The following is a 16,465-nucleotide window of genomic DNA, read 5'->3' as shown; positions in this document are numbered from 1 at the left end:
AATGGACATGCCGATCCGCACGGCAGACGGGGTTGAGCTCGACCGGCTCAATTCGGCGCTCGGCTTCCTGATGCGGCTGGCGCAGCTCAAGATCTACGAGCGCTTTTTCGAAGAGGTCGGCGAGCACAATCTGAAACCGGGGGAATTTTCGGTCCTTTGGGTCATTCTGCACAATCCCGGCATTCGCCAGAGCGTGCTCGGTCAGCGGCTGATGATCAAGCGGGCTCACATGACCAAGCTGATCCGGGCGCTGGAGGACCAGAACCTCGTTTCCCGAAAGGTCCCGGATGATGATCGCCGGGCCGTGGAGATTACCCTGACACCGGAAGCGGTCATGAGGGTCAAGCAGGCGAGCCAATGGTTCTTCACCTATGAAGACTCGGTCGGCGCCAATCTTACCGGTGACGAGCGCCAACAACTGACGGCCCTGCTGCGGAAATTCGTAGGCCTGGGCTGAATTTAAGGATCGGGAGGAGCGAACCTTGAACATCGACGAGCTGATCGCCATCGACATCCACACCCATGCGGAAGAACCCTGCTGCGGCCCGCGCGACGATGGTTACGACGACTTCCAGGCCGGGATGGCCAAATATTTCAAGAACCCGGCCGGCCACAAGGGCATGCTGCCGACGGTGAACGAGACCGCCGTCTATTACCGCGAGCGCAAGATCGGCTGCGTGATCTTCCCGGTCGATGCGGAGCGCGAGACCGGTTTCCGCCGCTACAACAACGAAGAAGTGGCGATGATCGCCGCCGAGAACAGCGACATCATGATCCCGTTCGCCTCGATCGACCCCGCCAAGGGCAAGATGGGCGCCCGCGAGGCGCGCCGGCTGGTGCGGGAATTCGGCGTCAAGGGCTTCAAGTTCCACCCGACCATGCAGGCCTTCTATCCGAACGACCGGATGGCCTATCCGCTCTACGAGGCGATTGCCGAAGAGGGCGCGATCACGCTGTTCCATACCGGCCAGACGGGCGTCGGCGCCGGCATGCGCGGCGGCATGAACATGCGGCTTAAATACTCAAACCCGATCTATCTCGACGACGTGGCTGCGGATTTCCCCGACATGCCGATCATCCTGGCGCACCCCTCCTTCCCCTGGCAGGAAGAGGCGCTGTCGGTCGCGACGCACAAGCCGAACGTCTATATCGACATGTCCGGCTGGTCGCCAAAGTACTTTCCGCAGATCCTCGTCCAGTACGCCAATTCGATCCTGAAGCACAAAATGCTGTTCGGCTCGGACTGGCCGGCGATCACCCCGGACCGCTGGATGGCGGACTTTGCGGCGATCTCGATCAAGGACGAGGTGCGGCCGCTGATCCTCAAGGAAAACGCCCGCAAGCTTTTGAAGATCTGACTTTTTCGTCATGCTCGGGCCTGTCCCGAGCATCCGCAAACGTTGAATTCGTAGGTTTGGGCAGATCCTCGGCACAAGGTCGAGGATGACGGCGGAATAGGCATTGCTCTAAGCCGGGACGAAACTCTTCCGCACCACCAGTTCGGGGATGACGCGTTCGTAACCCGGCGACGCATCCGGGTTTTCCAGCCGCCGCTCCAGAAGCTCGACGGCCCGCAACGCCATGGTGATCGGGTCCTGGCGAAACGTGGTGAGGCCGTAGCTCAGCCAGGCTGCTTCCGGCACGTCGTCGAAGCCGATCACCGCCACGTCCTCCGGAATGCGCAGCTTCGCCTCGATGCGGATAAAATCCATGACGCCGAAGGCGATCTGGTCGTTCGCGCAGAAGATGGCGTCCGGGTGTTGGCTGCCGGCAAACAGGTCGCGGGCGGCGGCGATACCGCTGTCGTAATCCGAATCTGGCCCTCCGGCGGACCGGACTTCGGCGCCGAGCGCCCGCGCAGCCGACAGGAAAGCGGTTTCACGCTCGGCGATGCTCGGCGTTCCCGATTGCGAACCGACGACGGCCAGACGGCGCCGGCCGGCAGCAAAAAAGGCATTGGCGGCCTTGCGCGAAGCCTCGGAATTGCCGGCGCGGACGTGATCGGCATCCGGTTCCGAACGGCCGATCACCACCAGCGGCTGGCCGTTGCGCTGGGCAAGCTCGAAGAAACTGGCCGGCGGCGATCCGGACAGGATGATCGTCGCTTCGGCGCGATGGCCGATCAGCATCTTCTGGGCGGCCAGCAATTCCTCTTCCGCCTGACCGGTATTGATGAGGATCGGGATGCTGCCCCGCTGGATAAGCGCCTTGGCGAGCGCCGCCGTCAGATGGGCACGAAAGCCGAGTTCCGGTTTGGTGGCGACGATGCCGACCAGCCGGCTCTGGTTGGCGAGTACGCCACGGGCGAGATCGTTGACGTGGTAACCGAGTTCTTCCGCTGCCCGCAGCACCTTTTCGCGGGTCGCCGGCGCGACGCTGGCCCCTGGCGTGAAGGTGCGGGAGACGGCCGAACGGGAGACGCCGGCAAGCCGGGCGACCTGTTCGGCGCTGACGAAGCGCATCCGTTTTTCGTCCTTCATGCTTTCCTCAATGCCCCACGCGCGACAGGACGTCCGCCTTCAGGAATCGCTCGACGATCAACATGAACACCAGGGAAGGAATGAGGAGCAAGAGGGCGGTGATCGATGCGATCTGATAATTTCCGCCAGCGGCAGTGGTATAGAGCAGCAGCGGCAGCAGGTTGACGTCGGGTGCGCCGACGAAATAGCTGCCGGTGAACTCGTCGAGCGATTCCAGGAACACGAAGATGGCGCTCGCCATCAGGCCGGGGGCTGCAAGCGGCAGCGTCACGTCCATGAAGGTGCGCATCGCGCCGGCGCCTATATTGCGGGCCGCCTGTTCGAGCTCCGCGTCGATCGCCGAAAAGGCGGCCGTCGCAATCCACACCGCATAGACCAGGCCATGCGAGACGTGGACCAGCACGACGCCCGGAATGGTGCCGTTGAGCCTGATCTCGTAGAAGATGCGGGCGATGTTCACATAGACCGTCAGGTTCGGAAAGGCCTGCGGAATGAGGAAGGCGAGCAGGATGAGGCCACGGAACGGCAGTTTCAACCGGGCCAGCGCATAACCGGCCGGGATCGCCAGAGCCAGGGAGACGACGACGGTGAGCAGAGCCACGACCAGCGAGTTGGTCAGCGATTGCATCGCCCCGCCGCGCGGCGCGAACACTTTTGCCCAGGAACTGAAACCGTATTCAAGCGGCAGGCTGTAGGGGAAATACCACTTCTCCGCCACCGTCCAGAGCAGCAGGTTGAAGAGCGGCCCGAAGATGAAGAAGGCCATCAGCCCGAAGATGATGCCGCGCGGCACCCACCAGAGGGAAGCGAGAGGATTGCGGGCGGCGGTCATGCGCGCTCCTTGAGGCTGGCGCGGAGATAGATCCATGCGACGGAGGAGGCGAGCACGAGCGAGATCAGGCCGAGCGCATTGGCGACGCCGTAGTCCCCGTAGGAATTGACCCGGAAGGCGATATCGGCGGTCAGCATGGTCGGCGACTGGGCGTTGATCATCAGCGGCACCGAGAGAACCGACATCATGGTGACGAAGGAGAGGATAAGGCCGACCGTCAGCGTCATCGCCACCTGCGGCACGACGATCTCGACGAGCAGCCGCAGCCGCGAGGCGCCGAGATTGCGGGCCGCCTCGATCGTGTCGCGGTTGATGGAGGCCATGGCGCCGGCGACAAGCAACGCCACGAACGGCGTCTGCTTCCAGACGAAGGCGATGACGATGCCGCGCCAGTCGAGGAAACTCACCGCATCGAGGGGCGTCAGCAGGCCAAGATTGATGAAAGTATTGTTCATCATACCGTTCTTGGACAGAAACGTACGGAGAATCTGGCCGACGACGATGAAGGGAATGAACATCGGCCAACGATAGAGCCAGCGCAGGATGGCGACCGCGACCGGATGTTCGCCGAGCGTCAGGTAACCGCCGATCGCAATCGAGGCGATGCCGATCAGCACGGTAGACAGGCTGACGATCACGACGGTGAAGATGATGTCCTTGGTATAGAGGTCGAATGTCTTGGTGAAATTGCCCCAGCCGAACGCCCCCTCCACCTGGAAGGCGCCGACCGCCGACATGATCAGCGGCAGGATGAAGAGGAAGGCGATCACCGCAAGTGCCGGCAGCACGAGAGCGAGGCCGAGAAGGCGTTTGGACATGGTTCAGGCTCGATGGGGTCTCGTGGGCGGCGGTCTCTTTCGTGACGGCCGATGCGGATGGAATTGCCCCTCACCCTAACCCTCTCCCCGTTCAGACGGGGAGAGGGTACGTGCCCCGCTCCACGCTTGAGAGAAACGGAGACGTTGCAGCCTGCGTCCTTCTCCCCGCGAGCGGGGAGAAGGTGGCGGCAGCCGGATGAGGGGCATTTCCTATGCGATCACAACCTCCGAAGAGGCAACACCGTGTTTACTTCACGGACTTTTCGTAGGCTTCGAGGATCGCGGTGTTGTAGGGCGCGATCGGGAAGGGCTTGCCCTTTGCGGCAAGATCGGCCGGGGAGATGTCGACGAACAGCTTGTTCCAGGTGGCGTCGTCGAGTTCCTTCTTGACGTTGTCGGCGTCGATGCCCGGATACCAGTTGAAGCGCTTGACGATGCCTTCGGCCTGGACCTTCGGGCTTGTGGCGAGAGCGATGAACTTCTCGGCCAGAGCCTTATGGGCTGCCTTTTCCGGCAGGACGTAGTGCATCGGCTGGCCCGGCATGCCCGGAGCGGGCAGAACGAGCTTCATGGTCGGCGGCAGCTGGCCGCTGGCCTGCCAGGAGTAGAACATGTCGACCCAGACCGGGCCCATGGCGATTTCGCCGCGCGACAGGAGGTCGAGCGTGCCGGCATTACCGGGCGTCAGGGTGGCGTTGGTGGTGAAGTCGGCGAGGCTCTTGAAGGCCGCGTCCCACTTCTTGGTTTCTTCTTCCTTGAACGGGCCGTTCATCAGGGTGTTGGCATCGCCGCCGCCGAAGGCGTAGATCCAGCCCATGACGAAGGAAACGCCGGAAGCGCCGCCCTTGATGCCGTTGTAACCGAACTGCTTCGGATGAGCCTTGGCCCAGTCTGCAAGCTCGGCATAGGATTTCGGCGGGTTCGGAACGAGCGCCGGGTTGTAGGCGATCGCGGTCTGGCTGTTGAACATCGGCATGACATAGCCATCGACATTGGCGCCGAGCGCCATCTTGGCGTTGGCGCGGGTGACCAGCTTACCGGTGTCGATATCGCCGCGGTACTTGTCGAGGTAGTTCTTGGTGACCATCGGGCCGACGAACTTCTCATGCACGACGGCGACGTCGAAATCCCAGGCCGGAACGTTGGCAGCCGACTGGGCGTCGAAGCGCTCGAGGATCTTCTGCGAGCCGGCGTCGCCGGGGCCGGTGCCGACGGCGCGGACCGTGTTGCCCGGATAGGTCTTTTCGAAAAGCGGGCCGAGATACTGGTTGATGTAATCGACCATGTTCTGGTCGCCGGCGGTCGCGACCGTCAGCTCTTCGGCATGAACCGGAAGGGCTGCGAAAGCGACGGCGAAGGCTGCGTAGGACATCTTCTTCATGGGTGCTTCTCCGTGAGTTGAAAAGGCAGGGGTATCGAAGGATCAGGCGTGGACTTTCCCGGACGCGGCCCGGGAAATGGATAAGACCGAAGCGGCCTCCGGCGAATTGAACAGGAACAGCGCCTCGGCCGGCACGAATACCGAGACGGGGGTACCCGGCTCAAAAGCCTGGGTCGCATCGGCCATGATCTCGGTCTGCCCGAGCCGCACCACATGGCGCCAATGGCCGCCGGGATAGCTGACGGCGGCGACCTCGCCCCGGAAGGTGATGCCCGGACCGGTCACCGCGATCTCGCCGGCTTCGAAAAGGCGGGCAGCTTCCGGGCGGAAACGGGCTTCGACCGGACCCGAGGCCAGCAAACGGCGGGCGAGCGGCACATTGCCGGCTGCATTGGCGGGGCCGGCGGCGATCGAAAACGCCTCGCCCTCAAGCGTGCCATTCAGGAAAACGACGTTCTCGGCCCCCATGAAGGCGGCGACGAAGGCCGAGGCCGGACGGTTGTAGACATCCTCCGGCGTGCCCTGCTGGGCAATCTTGCCGGCATTGAGGATGACGATCCGGTCGGCCATCACCATCGCCTCCTCGCGATCGTGGGTGACGTGGATCGCGGTGATGCCGAGGCGCTTCTGCAACGCCCGCAGCTCGTGGCGAACCGTCAGGCGGATGCGGGCGTCGAGGTTGGACAGCGGCTCGTCGAGCAGCAGGATTTCCGGATCGATGGCAAGCGCCCGGCCGAGCGCGACGCGCTGGCGCTGGCCGCCCGACAAAGCCTGCGGCTTGCGCGCCTCCAACCCGTCGAGGCCGAGCAGCGACTGCATGGCGGCGACGCGTGCCGCGATCTCGGCGCGTGGAATACCCTTCAGCTTCAGGCCGTAACCGATGTTCTGCGCCACCGTCATATGCGGCCAGAGCGCGTAGGACTGGAAAACCAGCGCCATGCCGCGCTTGTCCGGCGGCAGATAGGTGACGTCGCGATGGCGCACCTTCACCTCACCGGCAGAAGGACCGATGAAACCGGCGAGCAGGCGCAGGAGCGTGGTCTTGCCGCAGCCGGACGAACCGAGCAGCGCCACGAACTCGCCCTTGTCGATCGACAGATCGATATCGGTCAGAACCTGCGTGGCACCATAACGGCTGGCCACCCCGCGCAATTCCAGAAAACCGTCCCGTTCCATCCACCCCCCCCCTTTTGCACAGCCGTGCAACATTGCTGGGGGTTTCTTAGGGCCGGAATTTTACAGGCGGATGACACCGGCGATTTTTTATATCGACGGGATCACGGAGCGTTCCGTTCAGGCCTCGACGGTGAGCGGCGCTTCCAGGCGGGCGAGCGCTTCCTGAAGCTCCGCAGCCCCGGTGGCCACGAAAATGGCGCCGGCCTCGCCAAGGGTTTTCACCCGGCCAGGCCGCGGGTCGGCGGGATCGACAAAGCCGATCGCGGTCATGCCCGCCGCCCGCGCCCCGGTGATGCCGTGGGCACTGTCGTCGATCACCACGCAGTGGGCCGGATCGATAGCGAGCGTTTCGGCGCAGAGATGGAAGAGGTCCGGGGCCGGCTTCGGCCGCGCCACCATATCGGCGCTGAAGATCAAGGGTGCGAAGGCGTTCCAGAGCGGCAGCAGGCCGAGGCTTTTCGACAGCCGGTCCGTCGAGCTGTTGGAGGCGACGCATTTGCGATGCGGCAGCGCCTGGACGAGCTTTTCGATGCCGGGCATCGGCTCGAGCGAGCGGGCGAATTCCGGATAGATATCGAGATGCCAAGCCTCGAAAACCGCGTCCAGATCGGCGATGCCGAGCTCTTCGGTGCAGATGCGGCGGATGGCGGCTGCCGAATTGCCGGTGAAGCGGACCAGAACCTCTTCGGCGGTGATCGCTGCGCCAGCATCCTGCAGCGCCTTGGCAAGCGTGCGGCTGGCGATCGGCTCGCTGTTGATCAGGACGCCGTCACAATCGAAAATCAGGAGATCTATCTGCATGAAAGTCCAACTTGGGTGAGGCATCAAAGCCGATTGACGCCGGCCGCACCGTCGGCGACGGCAAAGCTCTGGAAAACGGCAGCGGCGGAATTTTGCTGCTTGCGGTCGGCGACACCGATGAAATCCACCTCGGCCGACCGTTCGCTGAGGCGCATGATCGCATAACCATGCTTGTCCGAGGCAAACTTGAGATGCGGGTTTTCGGCAAGCGCTGTTGCGAGGCTCGCGGCCGACGGAGCGTCCGAGGTGATCGAGCCGCAGACGAATTCGCTGGCGATGGCTTGCGCCTTCTCGTCGGCGAAGTCGCGCTTCACGTCGGCGGCGTAGAAGGCATGCAGGTCGCCGCCGATGATCAGCGGGTTCTCGACCGCCGAAGTCTGTACCGCTTCCAGCAAGCGGGTGCGGGCGGCGCGATAACCATCCCAGCCGTCGAGGTTATAGCCGGTGGCCGGCCCGGCCTTGGTGTCGCGCTCGGCAAGCAGGGTCTGCTGGGCGATGATGTTCCACTTTGCCCGGCTAGCAGCCAGCGTATTGCCGAGCCATTGTTCCTGCGCGGGGCCAAGCATGGTCCGTTCCGGCCGATCGTCGCCGGCGGAGCCTTCGAGTTCGGGTGAGCGATATTGCCGCGTGTCGAGCAGCGTCACGCCGGCCAGATTGCCGAAACGGTAGTGATCGTAGATGCGCAAAGCATCAAAGCCGGCGGCGAGGCTTGGGCGGACGGGCATGTGCTCGAACCAGGCCTGATAAGCGGCGCGGCGGCGGGCGAGGAATTCGGCCGGTTTCGGTGCATCCGGCGCCCGGTCATTGGCATAGTTGTTGGTGACCTCGTGGTCGTCCCAGACCGCGAGCCAGGGAAACGCGGCGTGCGCCGCTTGCAATTGCGGGTCGGACTTGTAGAGCGCATAGCGGTCGCGGAACTCGTAGAGCATGGACGGTATGCCGGCCTCGTGCTTGCGCACCAGCTGCGCGCCGTAACTGCGCTCGTAGATGTAATCGCCGAGATGGATCACCAGATCGAGGTCGCGGCCTGCCATATCCGCATAGGCGCTGTAGAAACCCTGTTCGTATTGCTGGCAGGAGGCGAAGGCGAGGCGGAGCGTATCGATGCCGTCCGCTGGCGCGGTGCGGGTGCGGCCGACCGGGCTTTCCGCATTGCCGGACCGGAAGCGGTAGAAATACCAGCGGCCGGGCAAAAGGCCCGTGACCTCGACATGCACCGAATGGGCGAATTCCGGCACGGCGCGGAAGAGGCCGGACTGGACCGGCTTTAAAAAGGCCTCGTCCTCAGCGAGCGTCCATTCCACATCGATCGGATCGAGGATGGGTTTCGGCGCCGGGGCGAAGGGATCGGCGGACGAGGCCGCCGACGTGTCCTCCAGGATCAGCCTTGTCCAGAGCACGACGCTATCGGACCTCGGCGCGCCGGACGCGACGCCGAGGGCGAAGGGATCGGTGTCGAAGCTCGCCGCACGCGCAGAACCCAATGGGCGCCAGACCGCAGCCGCCGCCAGTCCGCCCGCCAGAAAACCTCTCCGGTCAATGAGCGGCATCGAACAGTCCTTCGCGTGCCTTGACGGCAAGGTCCGGCCGGTCGGTGGTGATCTGGCGCAGCGGCCGCTTCAGCCAGAAGGACAGGTCTTCAAGCTCGTTCGGCACCCAGACGCCAAGCTTTTCGGCCGGGACGAGCGCGGAGAGCAGTTCCCATTCCTCCAGCAGCAGCGCCTTTTCGATCGCCAGCACGTCGGAGACCTGCAGCATGGCCGCGACGGACTGGCGCAGGCCGAGCGCCTGGACGGATTTATGGTTGAGCGACGAGAGCCGGCGGATATGCGGCGCGACCTGCCCGATCGTCTTCAGCACCTCGCCGCTGAAGCTGGTCAGGAAGGAGTTGTCGGCCACGCCAAAGCGGTCGATCATGGCGGCGGCCTTGGCTTCGAGGCCCTCATAGGGTTTGCCGTCGGCATCGGCCTTCAGCTCCACATGCAGTTCGAGGCCGGTCGGCGCGTAGATTTCAAGCACGTCCTCGAGCGTCGGGATGTGCTCGTCGGTGCCCTTGAGGATCACCGAACGGTATTCGCCGGCGGCAAGATCCACCACCCGGCCGGAGCGCTCGGTGGTGCGGTCCAGCGTCGCGTCATGAATGACGAGGAGTTCGCCGGTGGCGCTCAGGTGGACGTCGAACTCGACCGATTCGACATCCAGATCGAGCAGGTTGCGGAATCCGGTCAGGCTGTTCTCGGCCCAGAGATTGCGGGCGCCGCGATGGCCGACGATGATGGGATGGGTCATTGGAAATACCTCGTTTCTATCTGCTGGAATCAACAAGACCCTTGGTGGACCAGCGTTGCATCAGGAGGATGACGCATCAAGAGGATGACGGGAGCGGCTGCGCCATCGCGATGTTTCGACCCCTGCCAACCGGGGCTTTCGCACGCCCCCCTGTTGTTCGGTTCTGGCCATCTGCATCAGTCTGGGTTAGCCATGACACATATGGGTTATGTTACAGACGTTACCCAATTGTGACATCTGATACATTTGGGGTCGTGGCAATGGAATATCGTGAGCTGATGGTGCGGGCGGCGTGGCTCTATCATGTGGAAAGCCTCACCCAGCAGCAGATCGCCGAGCGGATGAACATCACCCGGCGACGGGTCAACGAGATCCTCTCGGAGGCGCTGGAGGCCGGCGTGGTGCGGATCAGCTTCGATTCCGTGCTGGCCGAAAGCGTCGAACTGGAGGCGAAGCTGCGCAAGCGTTTCGGCCTGCAGGATGCGGTCGTGGTGCCGACGCCGACCGATCCGGCGCTTCTCCATGCGGTGCTCGGGCGCGGGGCGGCCGGCTTTCTCGGCCGGTTGGTCCAGACGCAGAAACCCGCCTCGATCGGGGTCGGCTGGGGCTCGACGCTGCGCGAGACGATCCAGCACATCCCCTCGCTCAACGAGCCGCAGATCAAGGTCCGCTCGATGATGGGCGGCCTGACGCAGGGGTCGGAGATCAACACGTTCGAGATCGTCCGCGGCTTTGCGCAGGTGCTGAACGCCCAGTGCCGCTATTTCGTGGCGCCGATCTATGCCGAGAGCCCGGAATCGCGCGATGCGATCATCTCGCAGGCGGTGTTCCAGAGGACGTTCAGGCAGATCTGCGAGGTGGATGTCGCCTACTTGAGCGTCGGCGACGTGTCTCAGCAATCGCTGCAGGTCCGCTACGGCCTGCCGGAGGGCATGAACGAGCAGATCCTCAGGAAGGCCGGCGCGGTCGGCGACCTGATGGGCCGTTATCTCGACGCGACGGGCAAGGAGATCGACCATCCGCTGAACCGACAGGTTCTCGCCCCGGAGATGGACGACTTCCGGAAAATCGGCTGCCGCATCGTTGCCTCGGGCGGGGCGCACAAGCGCAGGATTCTGCAGGCAGTGGCGCAGAGCGGGCTCGTCAACGTGCTGATCACCGATGCCGACAGCGCCAAGGCGATGCTTTCGGCGAAATAGCCTTCAGATATTGCGCCTCTTGCCCTCGAGCAGGTCGAGTATCCTGTTGGCGGCATCGAGGACATTTGTGCCCGGGCCGAAGACGGCGGCGATGCCGTGGTCCATCAGGTAGTCGTAGTCCTGGCGGGGCACGACGCCGCCGACCACGACGATGACGTTTTCGGCGCCTTTCTGCTTCAGCGCCTCGACCAGCTGCGGGGCAAGCGTCCGGTGGCCGGCGGCAAGCGACGACATGCCGACCACCTGGACCTTTTCCCGGATGGCCAGGTCCGCCGCTTCCTCCGGCGTCTGGAACAGCGGGCCGGCGAGAACCTCGAAGCCGATATCGCCGAACGCCGACGCGATCACCTTGGCGCCGCGGTCGTGGCCGTCCTGGCCGAGCTTGGCGACCATGATCTTCGGCCTGCCAGACTTTTCGGCATAACCGGACAGGCGATCGACGATCGTCCTGTATTCCGGATCGTCCTCGTAGGCAGGTCCGTAGATATCGCTGACCACCTCCGGCACGGCGGAATGGCCGCCGAAGGCCTGGCGCATCGCGTCGGAGATTTCACCGACGGTGGCGCGGGCACGGGCCGCCTCGATCGCCACCTGCAGCAGGTTTCCCTCGCCGGTCTCGGCGGCTTCCTCCAGGACGGCGAGCGCCGCCGCCACGCGCTTCGGATCGCGCTTTCGGCGGACCTCCTCCAGCCGCTTGATCTGGCCTTTGCGGACGGCGGTATTGTCGATCGCGAGAATGTCGATCGGCTCCTCGTTTTCCAGCCGGTATTTGTTGACGCCGACGATGATTTCCTCACCCCGGTCGACGGCGGCCTGGCGGCGGGTGGCGGCCTCCTCGATCAGCCGCTTCGGCAGGCCGTCGGCGACCGCCCTGGTCATGCCGCCCATCGCCTCGACTTCCTCGATCAGCGCCCAGGCCTTTTCCGCAAGCTCGCTGGTCAGGCTCTCGACATAATAGGAGCCGGCGAGCGGATCGACGACCTTCGTCACGCCGGTCTCGTGGGCGAGGATCAGCTGGGTATTGCGGGCGATGCGGGCCGAGAAATCGGTCGGCAGCGCCATCGCCTCGTCGAGCGCGTTGGTGTGCAGCGACTGGGTGCCGCCGAGCACCGCCGACAGCGCTTCATAGGCGGTGCGGATGACGTTGTTATAGGGATCCTGTTCCTGCAGCGACACGCCGGATGTCTGGCAATGGGTGCGCAGCATCAGCGACGACGGCTTTTGCGGCTTGAACTCCTCCATGATCCGCGACCACAGAAGGCGGGCGGCGCGCAGCTTGGCCGCCTCCATGAAGAAGTTCATGCCGATCGCGAAGAAGAAGGACAGCCGGCCGGCGAACTCGTCGACGCTCAAACCCTTGGCGAGTGCGGCCCGGACATATTCGCGGCCGTCGGCCAGCGTGAAGGCGAGCTCCTGGACGAGCGTCGCGCCCGCCTCCTGCATATGGTAGCCGGATATCGAAATCGAATTGAACCTCGGCATTTCCCTGGCCGTATATTCGATGATGTCGGCGACGATCCGCATCGAGGGCTCGGGCGGATAGATATAGGTGTTGCGGACCATGAACTCCTTGAGAATATCGTTCTGGATGGTCCCCGACAGTTCGGCCCGCGAACAGCCCTGTTCCTCGCCGGCGACGATGAACGAGGCGAGGATCGGGATGACCGCGCCGTTCATGGTCATCGACACCGACATCTCTTTCAGCGGGATGCCGTCGAACAGGATCTTCATGTCCTCGACCGAATCGATCGCCACGCCCGCCTTGCCGACATCGCCCTCGACGCGCGGATGGTCGCTGTCGTAACCGCGATGAGTGGCGAGGTCGAAGGCCACCGACAGGCCCTTCTGGCCGCCGGCGAGATTGCGGCGATAGAAGGCGTTCGACGCCTCGGCGGTCGAGAAGCCGGCATATTGGCGGATCGTCCAGGGCCGGCCGGCATACATGGTGGCGCGCGGACCGCGCAGATAAGGCTTCATGCCCGGCAGCGAATCGAGGTGACCGATGCCCTCGAGATCTTCGGCCGTATAAAGCGGCTTGATGTCGATGCCCTCAGGCGTGTGCCAGGTCAGCGTGTCAGGCGAGGCCTTCAGCTCGCGCTCGGCAAGCGCCTGCCAGTCGGCGAGGGTTTTCTCGGCTTTCACGGGCTTTTCGGCCATCACTCGAACTCCATGATCAGCTCGTCGACCGCCAGGCTCTGTCCCTGGCTTGCGGCGACGCGTTTGACGATGCCTTGTCTCTCCGCCTTCAGCACGTTTTCCATCTTCATCGCCTCGACGGTGGCGAGCGTCTGGCCGGCCTCGACGGCGTCTCCGGCTTTCACGGAGACCGAGGTGATGACGCCGGGCATCGGGCAGAGCAGCATTTTCGAGGTGTCCGGCGGCAGCTTTTTCGGCATCAGGCGGGCAAGTTCGGCGACGCGCGGCGAACGGACGCGGGCGGTGACGTCCATGCCGCGCCAACGCAGCCGGATCGCCGAGCCGATAAGGTTGACCTTGATCCCCATCGTCTCGCCGCCGACATGGAAGCGGGCATGGCTCTGCCCCGGCAGCCAGCCGCTGGCGACGGAAAGCTGCGTTCCATCGGCAAAACGGACGGCAAAACGGACGCCGGCGCCGTCAGGCCCGGTTTCCAGCGTGACGGCCTCCTCGAAGCCGGCAAGCGTCGCCACCCAGTCCCTGCCGATCACCCGGCGATGGTTGCCGATCGTACCGGAAATCTGTACCGCCCGCTCCTGCAGGGCCTGATGAACCAGGACGGCGACGGCGGCGAGCTTCTTTGCCGCCGCCGCGTCCGGATGCACGCCGGAAAAACCGTCCGGGAATTCCTCGGCGATAAAGGCCGTGGTGATATTTCCGGAACGGAAACGAGGGTGATCCATGACCGCCGACAGGAAGGGCAGGTTGTGGCCGATACCGTCCACCTCGAAATCGTCGAGCGCCTTGCCCATCGCATCGACAGCCGCCAGCCGGTCGGGCGCCCAGGTGCAGAGCTTTGCGATCATCGGGTCGTAATACATGGAGATCTCGCCGCCTTCGAAGACGCCGGTATCGTTGCGCACCACGGTGCCATCGTCCTGCCGGCCTTCCGCCGGCGGGCGGTAGCGGGTCAGCCGGCCGATCGAGGGCAGGAAGTTGCGGTAGGGATCCTCGGCATAAAGCCGGCTTTCGATCGCCCAGCCGTTGAGCTTCACGTCATCCTGCCCGAAGGACAGCTTTTCGCCTGACGCAACCCGGATCATCTGCTCGACCAGATCGATGCCGGTGACCAGTTCGGTGACCGGGTGCTCGACCTGCAGGCGGGTGTTCATCTCGAGGAAATAGAAATTTCTGGCGCCATCGACGATGAACTCGACCGTGCCGGCCGAGACATAACCGACCGCCTTGGCGAGTGCGACCGCCTGTTCTCCCATGGCTCGCCGGGTTTCCGCGTCGAGGAACGGCGACGGGGCTTCCTCGATGACCTTCTGGTTGCGGCGCTGGATCGAGCATTCGCGCTCGCCGAGATAGAGCGTGGTGCCATGTTGGTCGCCGAGCACCTGGATTTCGATATGGCGCGGCTGGTCGACGAATTTTTCGATGAAGATGCGGTCGTCGCCGAAGGAGTTCTTCGCCTCGTTGCGGGAGGACTGGAAACCCTCGCGGGCCTCGGCGTCGTTCCAGGCGATCCGCATGCCCTTGCCGCCGCCGCCGGCCGACGCCTTGATCATCACAGGATAACCGATCGACGCGGAGATCTTTACCGCCTCTTCCGCATCCTCGATCAGGCCCATATGGCCGGGCACGGTGGAGACGCCGGCCTCTGCCGCGATCTTCTTCGAGGTGATCTTGTCGCCCATCGCCTGGATGGCGTTGACCGGCGGCCCGATGAAGGCGATGCCGGCCTTTTCCAGCGCCTGCGCGAAGGCGGCATTTTCCGACAGGAAGCCGTAACCCGGATGCACCGCATCGGCGCCGGTCGCCCGGATCGCATCGAGGATCCTGTCGATGACGATATAGGACTGGGACGACGGCGCCGGACCGATATGAACGGCCTCGTCCGCCATCTTCACATGCAGCGCCTCCGCATCCGCATCCGAATAAACCGCCACCGTCTTTATGCCCATCTTCCTGGCCGTCCTGATGACCCGGCAGGCGATCTCGCCACGGTTGGCGATGAGGATTTTCTTGAACGCCGGCATCAGACCTCCATCACGTCATCGAAGGATTCGGGGAACGTTCTGCGGGCGACCTTCTCGTCGATCCTGAGAAGCGCGTCGTAGGAGGTCGGGTCGAAATTGTCCTCGGCCGGCACGACCTCGCGGCCGAACAGAAGATTGAGCCGGCCGGCGTCGAGATTGCCCCGCTCGAACGGCTCCGGGCCGAAATGGTGCCAGAGCGCGTGCAGGAAGGCGGCATCCACCTTGTGTTCGATCGTGCCCGGGCGGGCGAGGCGCTGCAGCTTTTTCAGCGGCGTCGCCCCCTTTTCGTTTGCCCGCCGGATCGTGAAATGATGCCCGTGGCCCGGCATGCCGGAAGGGAAACCCCTATGTTTCGTCATGTCGGGCGGTCTGGGCATGCTGGTCTCCTTGCGGTCGTTCTTCAAGCCCTGGCGAGCTTGTCCTGCGTCTTGGTCTCGAAGTCGGAGGCGTCGTGGCGTTCGTGAAGCTGTTCGGACGGATCGCCGTTCACCCGGTTGACCATGCGGCCGCGCTTGACGGCCGGGCGTTCGGCGATCTCGGCCGTCCAGCGCTGGACGTTCCCATAGCTCTGGACGTCGAGGAAGGTGCCGGCATCGCCATAGGCCTTGCCTTGCGCCAGATTGCCGTACCAGGGCCAGATGGCGATATCGGCGATCGAATATTCGGAGCCTGCCATGTACCGGTTTTCGGCGAGATGCCGGTCGAGGACATCGAGCTGACGCTTCACCTCCATCGAGAACCTGTCGATCGCATATTTGATATGGACCGGCGCATAGGCATAGAAATGGCCGAAGCCGCCGCCGAGATAAGGCGCCGAGGCCATCTGCCAGAACAGCCAGTTCATCGTTTCGGTGCGTGCCTTGTGGTCCTTCGGCAGGAAGGCGTCGTCGAACTTGTTCGCGAGATAGAGAAGGATGGAGCCGCTTTCGAAAACGCGGGTCGGCTCGGGCGTCGAACGGTCCAGCAGGGCCGGGATCTTCGAATTCGGATTGACATCGACGAAGCCGGAACCGAACTGGTCGCCGTCGCCGATCTTGATGAGCCAGGCATCGTATTCGGCGCCCTTGTGGCCGGCGGCCAGCAATTCTTCCAGCATGATGCCGATCTTCACGCCGTTCGGCGTCGCCAGCGAATAAAGCTGCAGGGGATGTCTGCCGACCGGCAGCTCCCGCTCATGAGTCGGACCGGCGATCGGCCGGTTGATATTGGCGAACTGTCCGCCATTGCCCTGTTCCCAGGTCCAGATCTTCGGGAGCTCGTAGCCCGCTGGAAAATTCTCGGCGGGGGATTTGTCGGTCATGAAATCGTTCC

General features: G+C 63.9%; 15 protein-coding genes. 3 read left to right on the top strand and 12 right to left on the bottom strand.

What is annotated here, in order from left to right:
- Window position 1: 1 nt before the first annotated feature.
- Both ACSQ8R_RS20255 and ACSQ8R_RS20250 read left to right on the top strand, forming a co-directional pair.
- Window positions 2–457 carry a MarR family winged helix-turn-helix transcriptional regulator gene (locus tag ACSQ8R_RS20255; protein WP_436255014.1) on the top strand — a complete coding sequence of 152 codons (456 nt, stop codon included), beginning with the start codon at window positions 2–4 and terminating at the stop codon, window positions 455–457.
- Between the two features lie 25 nt (window positions 458–482).
- On the top strand, window positions 483–1,358 hold the full coding sequence (locus ACSQ8R_RS20250; protein ID WP_436255013.1) for an amidohydrolase family protein: 876 nt from the start codon (window positions 483–485) through the stop codon (window positions 1,356–1,358).
- A 108-nt stretch (window positions 1,359–1,466) separates the two neighbouring features.
- Here ACSQ8R_RS20250 and ACSQ8R_RS20245 read toward each other — a convergent pair whose 3' ends face one another.
- The 8 genes from ACSQ8R_RS20245 to ACSQ8R_RS20210 form a co-directional block, all read right to left on the bottom strand.
- Window positions 1,467–2,480 (bottom strand): LacI family DNA-binding transcriptional regulator, encoded by a 1,014-nt coding sequence (locus ACSQ8R_RS20245; protein WP_436255012.1) that lies wholly within the window; start codon window positions 2,478–2,480, stop codon window positions 1,467–1,469.
- Window positions 2,481–2,487: 7 nt separating this feature from the next.
- Window positions 2,488–3,312 carry an ABC transporter permease gene (locus ACSQ8R_RS20240; RefSeq protein ID WP_436255011.1) on the bottom strand — a complete coding sequence of 275 codons (825 nt, stop codon included), beginning with the start codon at window positions 3,310–3,312 and terminating at the stop codon, window positions 2,488–2,490.
- A complete protein-coding gene (locus ACSQ8R_RS20235; protein ID WP_436255010.1) occupies window positions 3,309–4,130 on the bottom strand; it encodes an ABC transporter permease in 822 nt (273 codons plus the stop codon). Before ACSQ8R_RS20235 ends, ACSQ8R_RS20240 begins: the two co-directional genes overlap by 4 nt.
- Window positions 4,131–4,377: 247 nt before the next feature.
- Window positions 4,378–5,511, bottom strand: a complete 1,134-nt coding sequence (locus ACSQ8R_RS20230; RefSeq protein WP_436255009.1) for an ABC transporter substrate-binding protein — start codon at window positions 5,509–5,511, stop codon at window positions 4,378–4,380.
- 42 nt (window positions 5,512–5,553) lie between these two features.
- A complete protein-coding gene (locus ACSQ8R_RS20225; RefSeq protein ID WP_436255008.1) occupies window positions 5,554–6,687 on the bottom strand; it encodes an ABC transporter ATP-binding protein in 1,134 nt (377 codons plus the stop codon).
- A 117-nt stretch (window positions 6,688–6,804) separates the two neighbouring features.
- Entirely contained in the window at window positions 6,805–7,488 is a 684-nt protein-coding gene (locus ACSQ8R_RS20220; RefSeq protein ID WP_436255007.1) for an HAD family hydrolase, read from the bottom strand.
- A 23-nt stretch (window positions 7,489–7,511) separates the two neighbouring features.
- Window positions 7,512–9,038: an alkaline phosphatase D family protein gene (locus ACSQ8R_RS20215; RefSeq protein WP_436255006.1), complete on the bottom strand. Its 1,527-nt coding sequence runs from the start codon at window positions 9,036–9,038 to the stop codon at window positions 7,512–7,514.
- A complete protein-coding gene (locus ACSQ8R_RS20210) occupies window positions 9,025–9,777 on the bottom strand; it encodes a glycerophosphodiester phosphodiesterase family protein (RefSeq protein WP_436255005.1) in 753 nt (250 codons plus the stop codon). The genes ACSQ8R_RS20215 and ACSQ8R_RS20210 overlap by 14 nt, the downstream gene beginning before the upstream one ends.
- A 260-nt stretch (window positions 9,778–10,037) precedes the next feature.
- On the opposite strand from ACSQ8R_RS20210, the gene ACSQ8R_RS20205 reads away from it, so the two are divergent.
- Window positions 10,038–10,976, top strand: coding sequence for a sugar-binding transcriptional regulator (locus ACSQ8R_RS20205; protein ID WP_436255004.1), 939 nt, complete (start codon window positions 10,038–10,040; stop codon window positions 10,974–10,976).
- Window positions 10,977–10,979: 3 nt separating this feature from the next.
- Here ACSQ8R_RS20205 and scpA read toward each other — a convergent pair whose 3' ends face one another.
- From scpA to yghU, 4 genes are read right to left on the bottom strand one after another with little or no spacing between them, the layout of a single operon-like run.
- A complete protein-coding gene (gene scpA, locus ACSQ8R_RS20200) occupies window positions 10,980–13,118 on the bottom strand; it encodes a methylmalonyl-CoA mutase (protein WP_436255532.1) in 2,139 nt (712 codons plus the stop codon).
- 14 nt (window positions 13,119–13,132) lie between these two features.
- A complete protein-coding gene (locus tag ACSQ8R_RS20195) occupies window positions 13,133–15,154 on the bottom strand; it encodes an acetyl-CoA carboxylase biotin carboxylase subunit (RefSeq protein ID WP_436255003.1) in 2,022 nt (673 codons plus the stop codon).
- A complete protein-coding gene (locus ACSQ8R_RS20190; RefSeq protein WP_436255002.1) occupies window positions 15,154–15,531 on the bottom strand; it encodes a hypothetical protein in 378 nt (125 codons plus the stop codon). The genes ACSQ8R_RS20195 and ACSQ8R_RS20190 overlap by 1 nt, the downstream gene beginning before the upstream one ends.
- A gap of 23 nt (window positions 15,532–15,554) precedes the next feature.
- Window positions 15,555–16,454, bottom strand: coding sequence for a glutathione-dependent disulfide-bond oxidoreductase (yghU, locus tag ACSQ8R_RS20185; RefSeq protein WP_436255001.1), 900 nt, complete (start codon window positions 16,452–16,454; stop codon window positions 15,555–15,557).
- Between the last annotated feature and the right edge of the window lie 11 nt (window positions 16,455–16,465).

This window comes from Neorhizobium sp. LjRoot104 (assembly GCF_964253725.1).
Lineage (GTDB): Bacteria > Pseudomonadota > Alphaproteobacteria > Rhizobiales > Rhizobiaceae > Neorhizobium.
Note: the sequence above shows the minus strand (reverse complement) of the source record. Positions and strands in the feature narration are given on the sequence as shown.

Bases quoted from the DNA above. Each gene is read 5' to 3' on its own strand.
- ACSQ8R_RS20255 (WP_436255014.1), top strand. From the start codon at position 2: ATGGACATGCCGATCCGCACGGCAGACGGGGTTGAGCTCGACCGGCTC.
- ACSQ8R_RS20245 (WP_436255012.1), bottom strand. From the start codon at position 2,480: ATGAAGGACGAAAAACGGATGCGCTTCGTCAGCGCCGAACAGGTCGCC.
- ACSQ8R_RS20240 (WP_436255011.1), bottom strand. From the start codon at position 3,312: ATGACCGCCGCCCGCAATCCTCTCGCTTCCCTCTGGTGGGTGCCGCGC.
- ACSQ8R_RS20235 (WP_436255010.1), bottom strand. From the start codon at position 4,130: ATGTCCAAACGCCTTCTCGGCCTCGCTCTCGTGCTGCCGGCACTTGCG.
- ACSQ8R_RS20230 (WP_436255009.1), bottom strand. From the start codon at position 5,511: ATGAAGAAGATGTCCTACGCAGCCTTCGCCGTCGCTTTCGCAGCCCTT.
- ACSQ8R_RS20225 (WP_436255008.1), bottom strand. From the start codon at position 6,687: ATGGAACGGGACGGTTTTCTGGAATTGCGCGGGGTGGCCAGCCGTTAT.
- ACSQ8R_RS20220 (WP_436255007.1), bottom strand. From the start codon at position 7,488: ATGCAGATAGATCTCCTGATTTTCGATTGTGACGGCGTCCTGATCAAC.
- ACSQ8R_RS20215 (WP_436255006.1), bottom strand. From the start codon at position 9,038: ATGCCGCTCATTGACCGGAGAGGTTTTCTGGCGGGCGGACTGGCGGCG.
- ACSQ8R_RS20210 (WP_436255005.1), bottom strand. From the start codon at position 9,777: ATGACCCATCCCATCATCGTCGGCCATCGCGGCGCCCGCAATCTCTGG.
- ACSQ8R_RS20205 (WP_436255004.1), top strand. From the start codon at position 10,038: ATGGAATATCGTGAGCTGATGGTGCGGGCGGCGTGGCTCTATCATGTG.
- ACSQ8R_RS20195 (WP_436255003.1), bottom strand. From the start codon at position 15,154: ATGCCGGCGTTCAAGAAAATCCTCATCGCCAACCGTGGCGAGATCGCC.
- ACSQ8R_RS20190 (WP_436255002.1), bottom strand. From the start codon at position 15,531: ATGCCCAGACCGCCCGACATGACGAAACATAGGGGTTTCCCTTCCGGC.
- yghU (WP_436255001.1), bottom strand. From the start codon at position 16,454: ATGACCGACAAATCCCCCGCCGAGAATTTTCCAGCGGGCTACGAGCTC.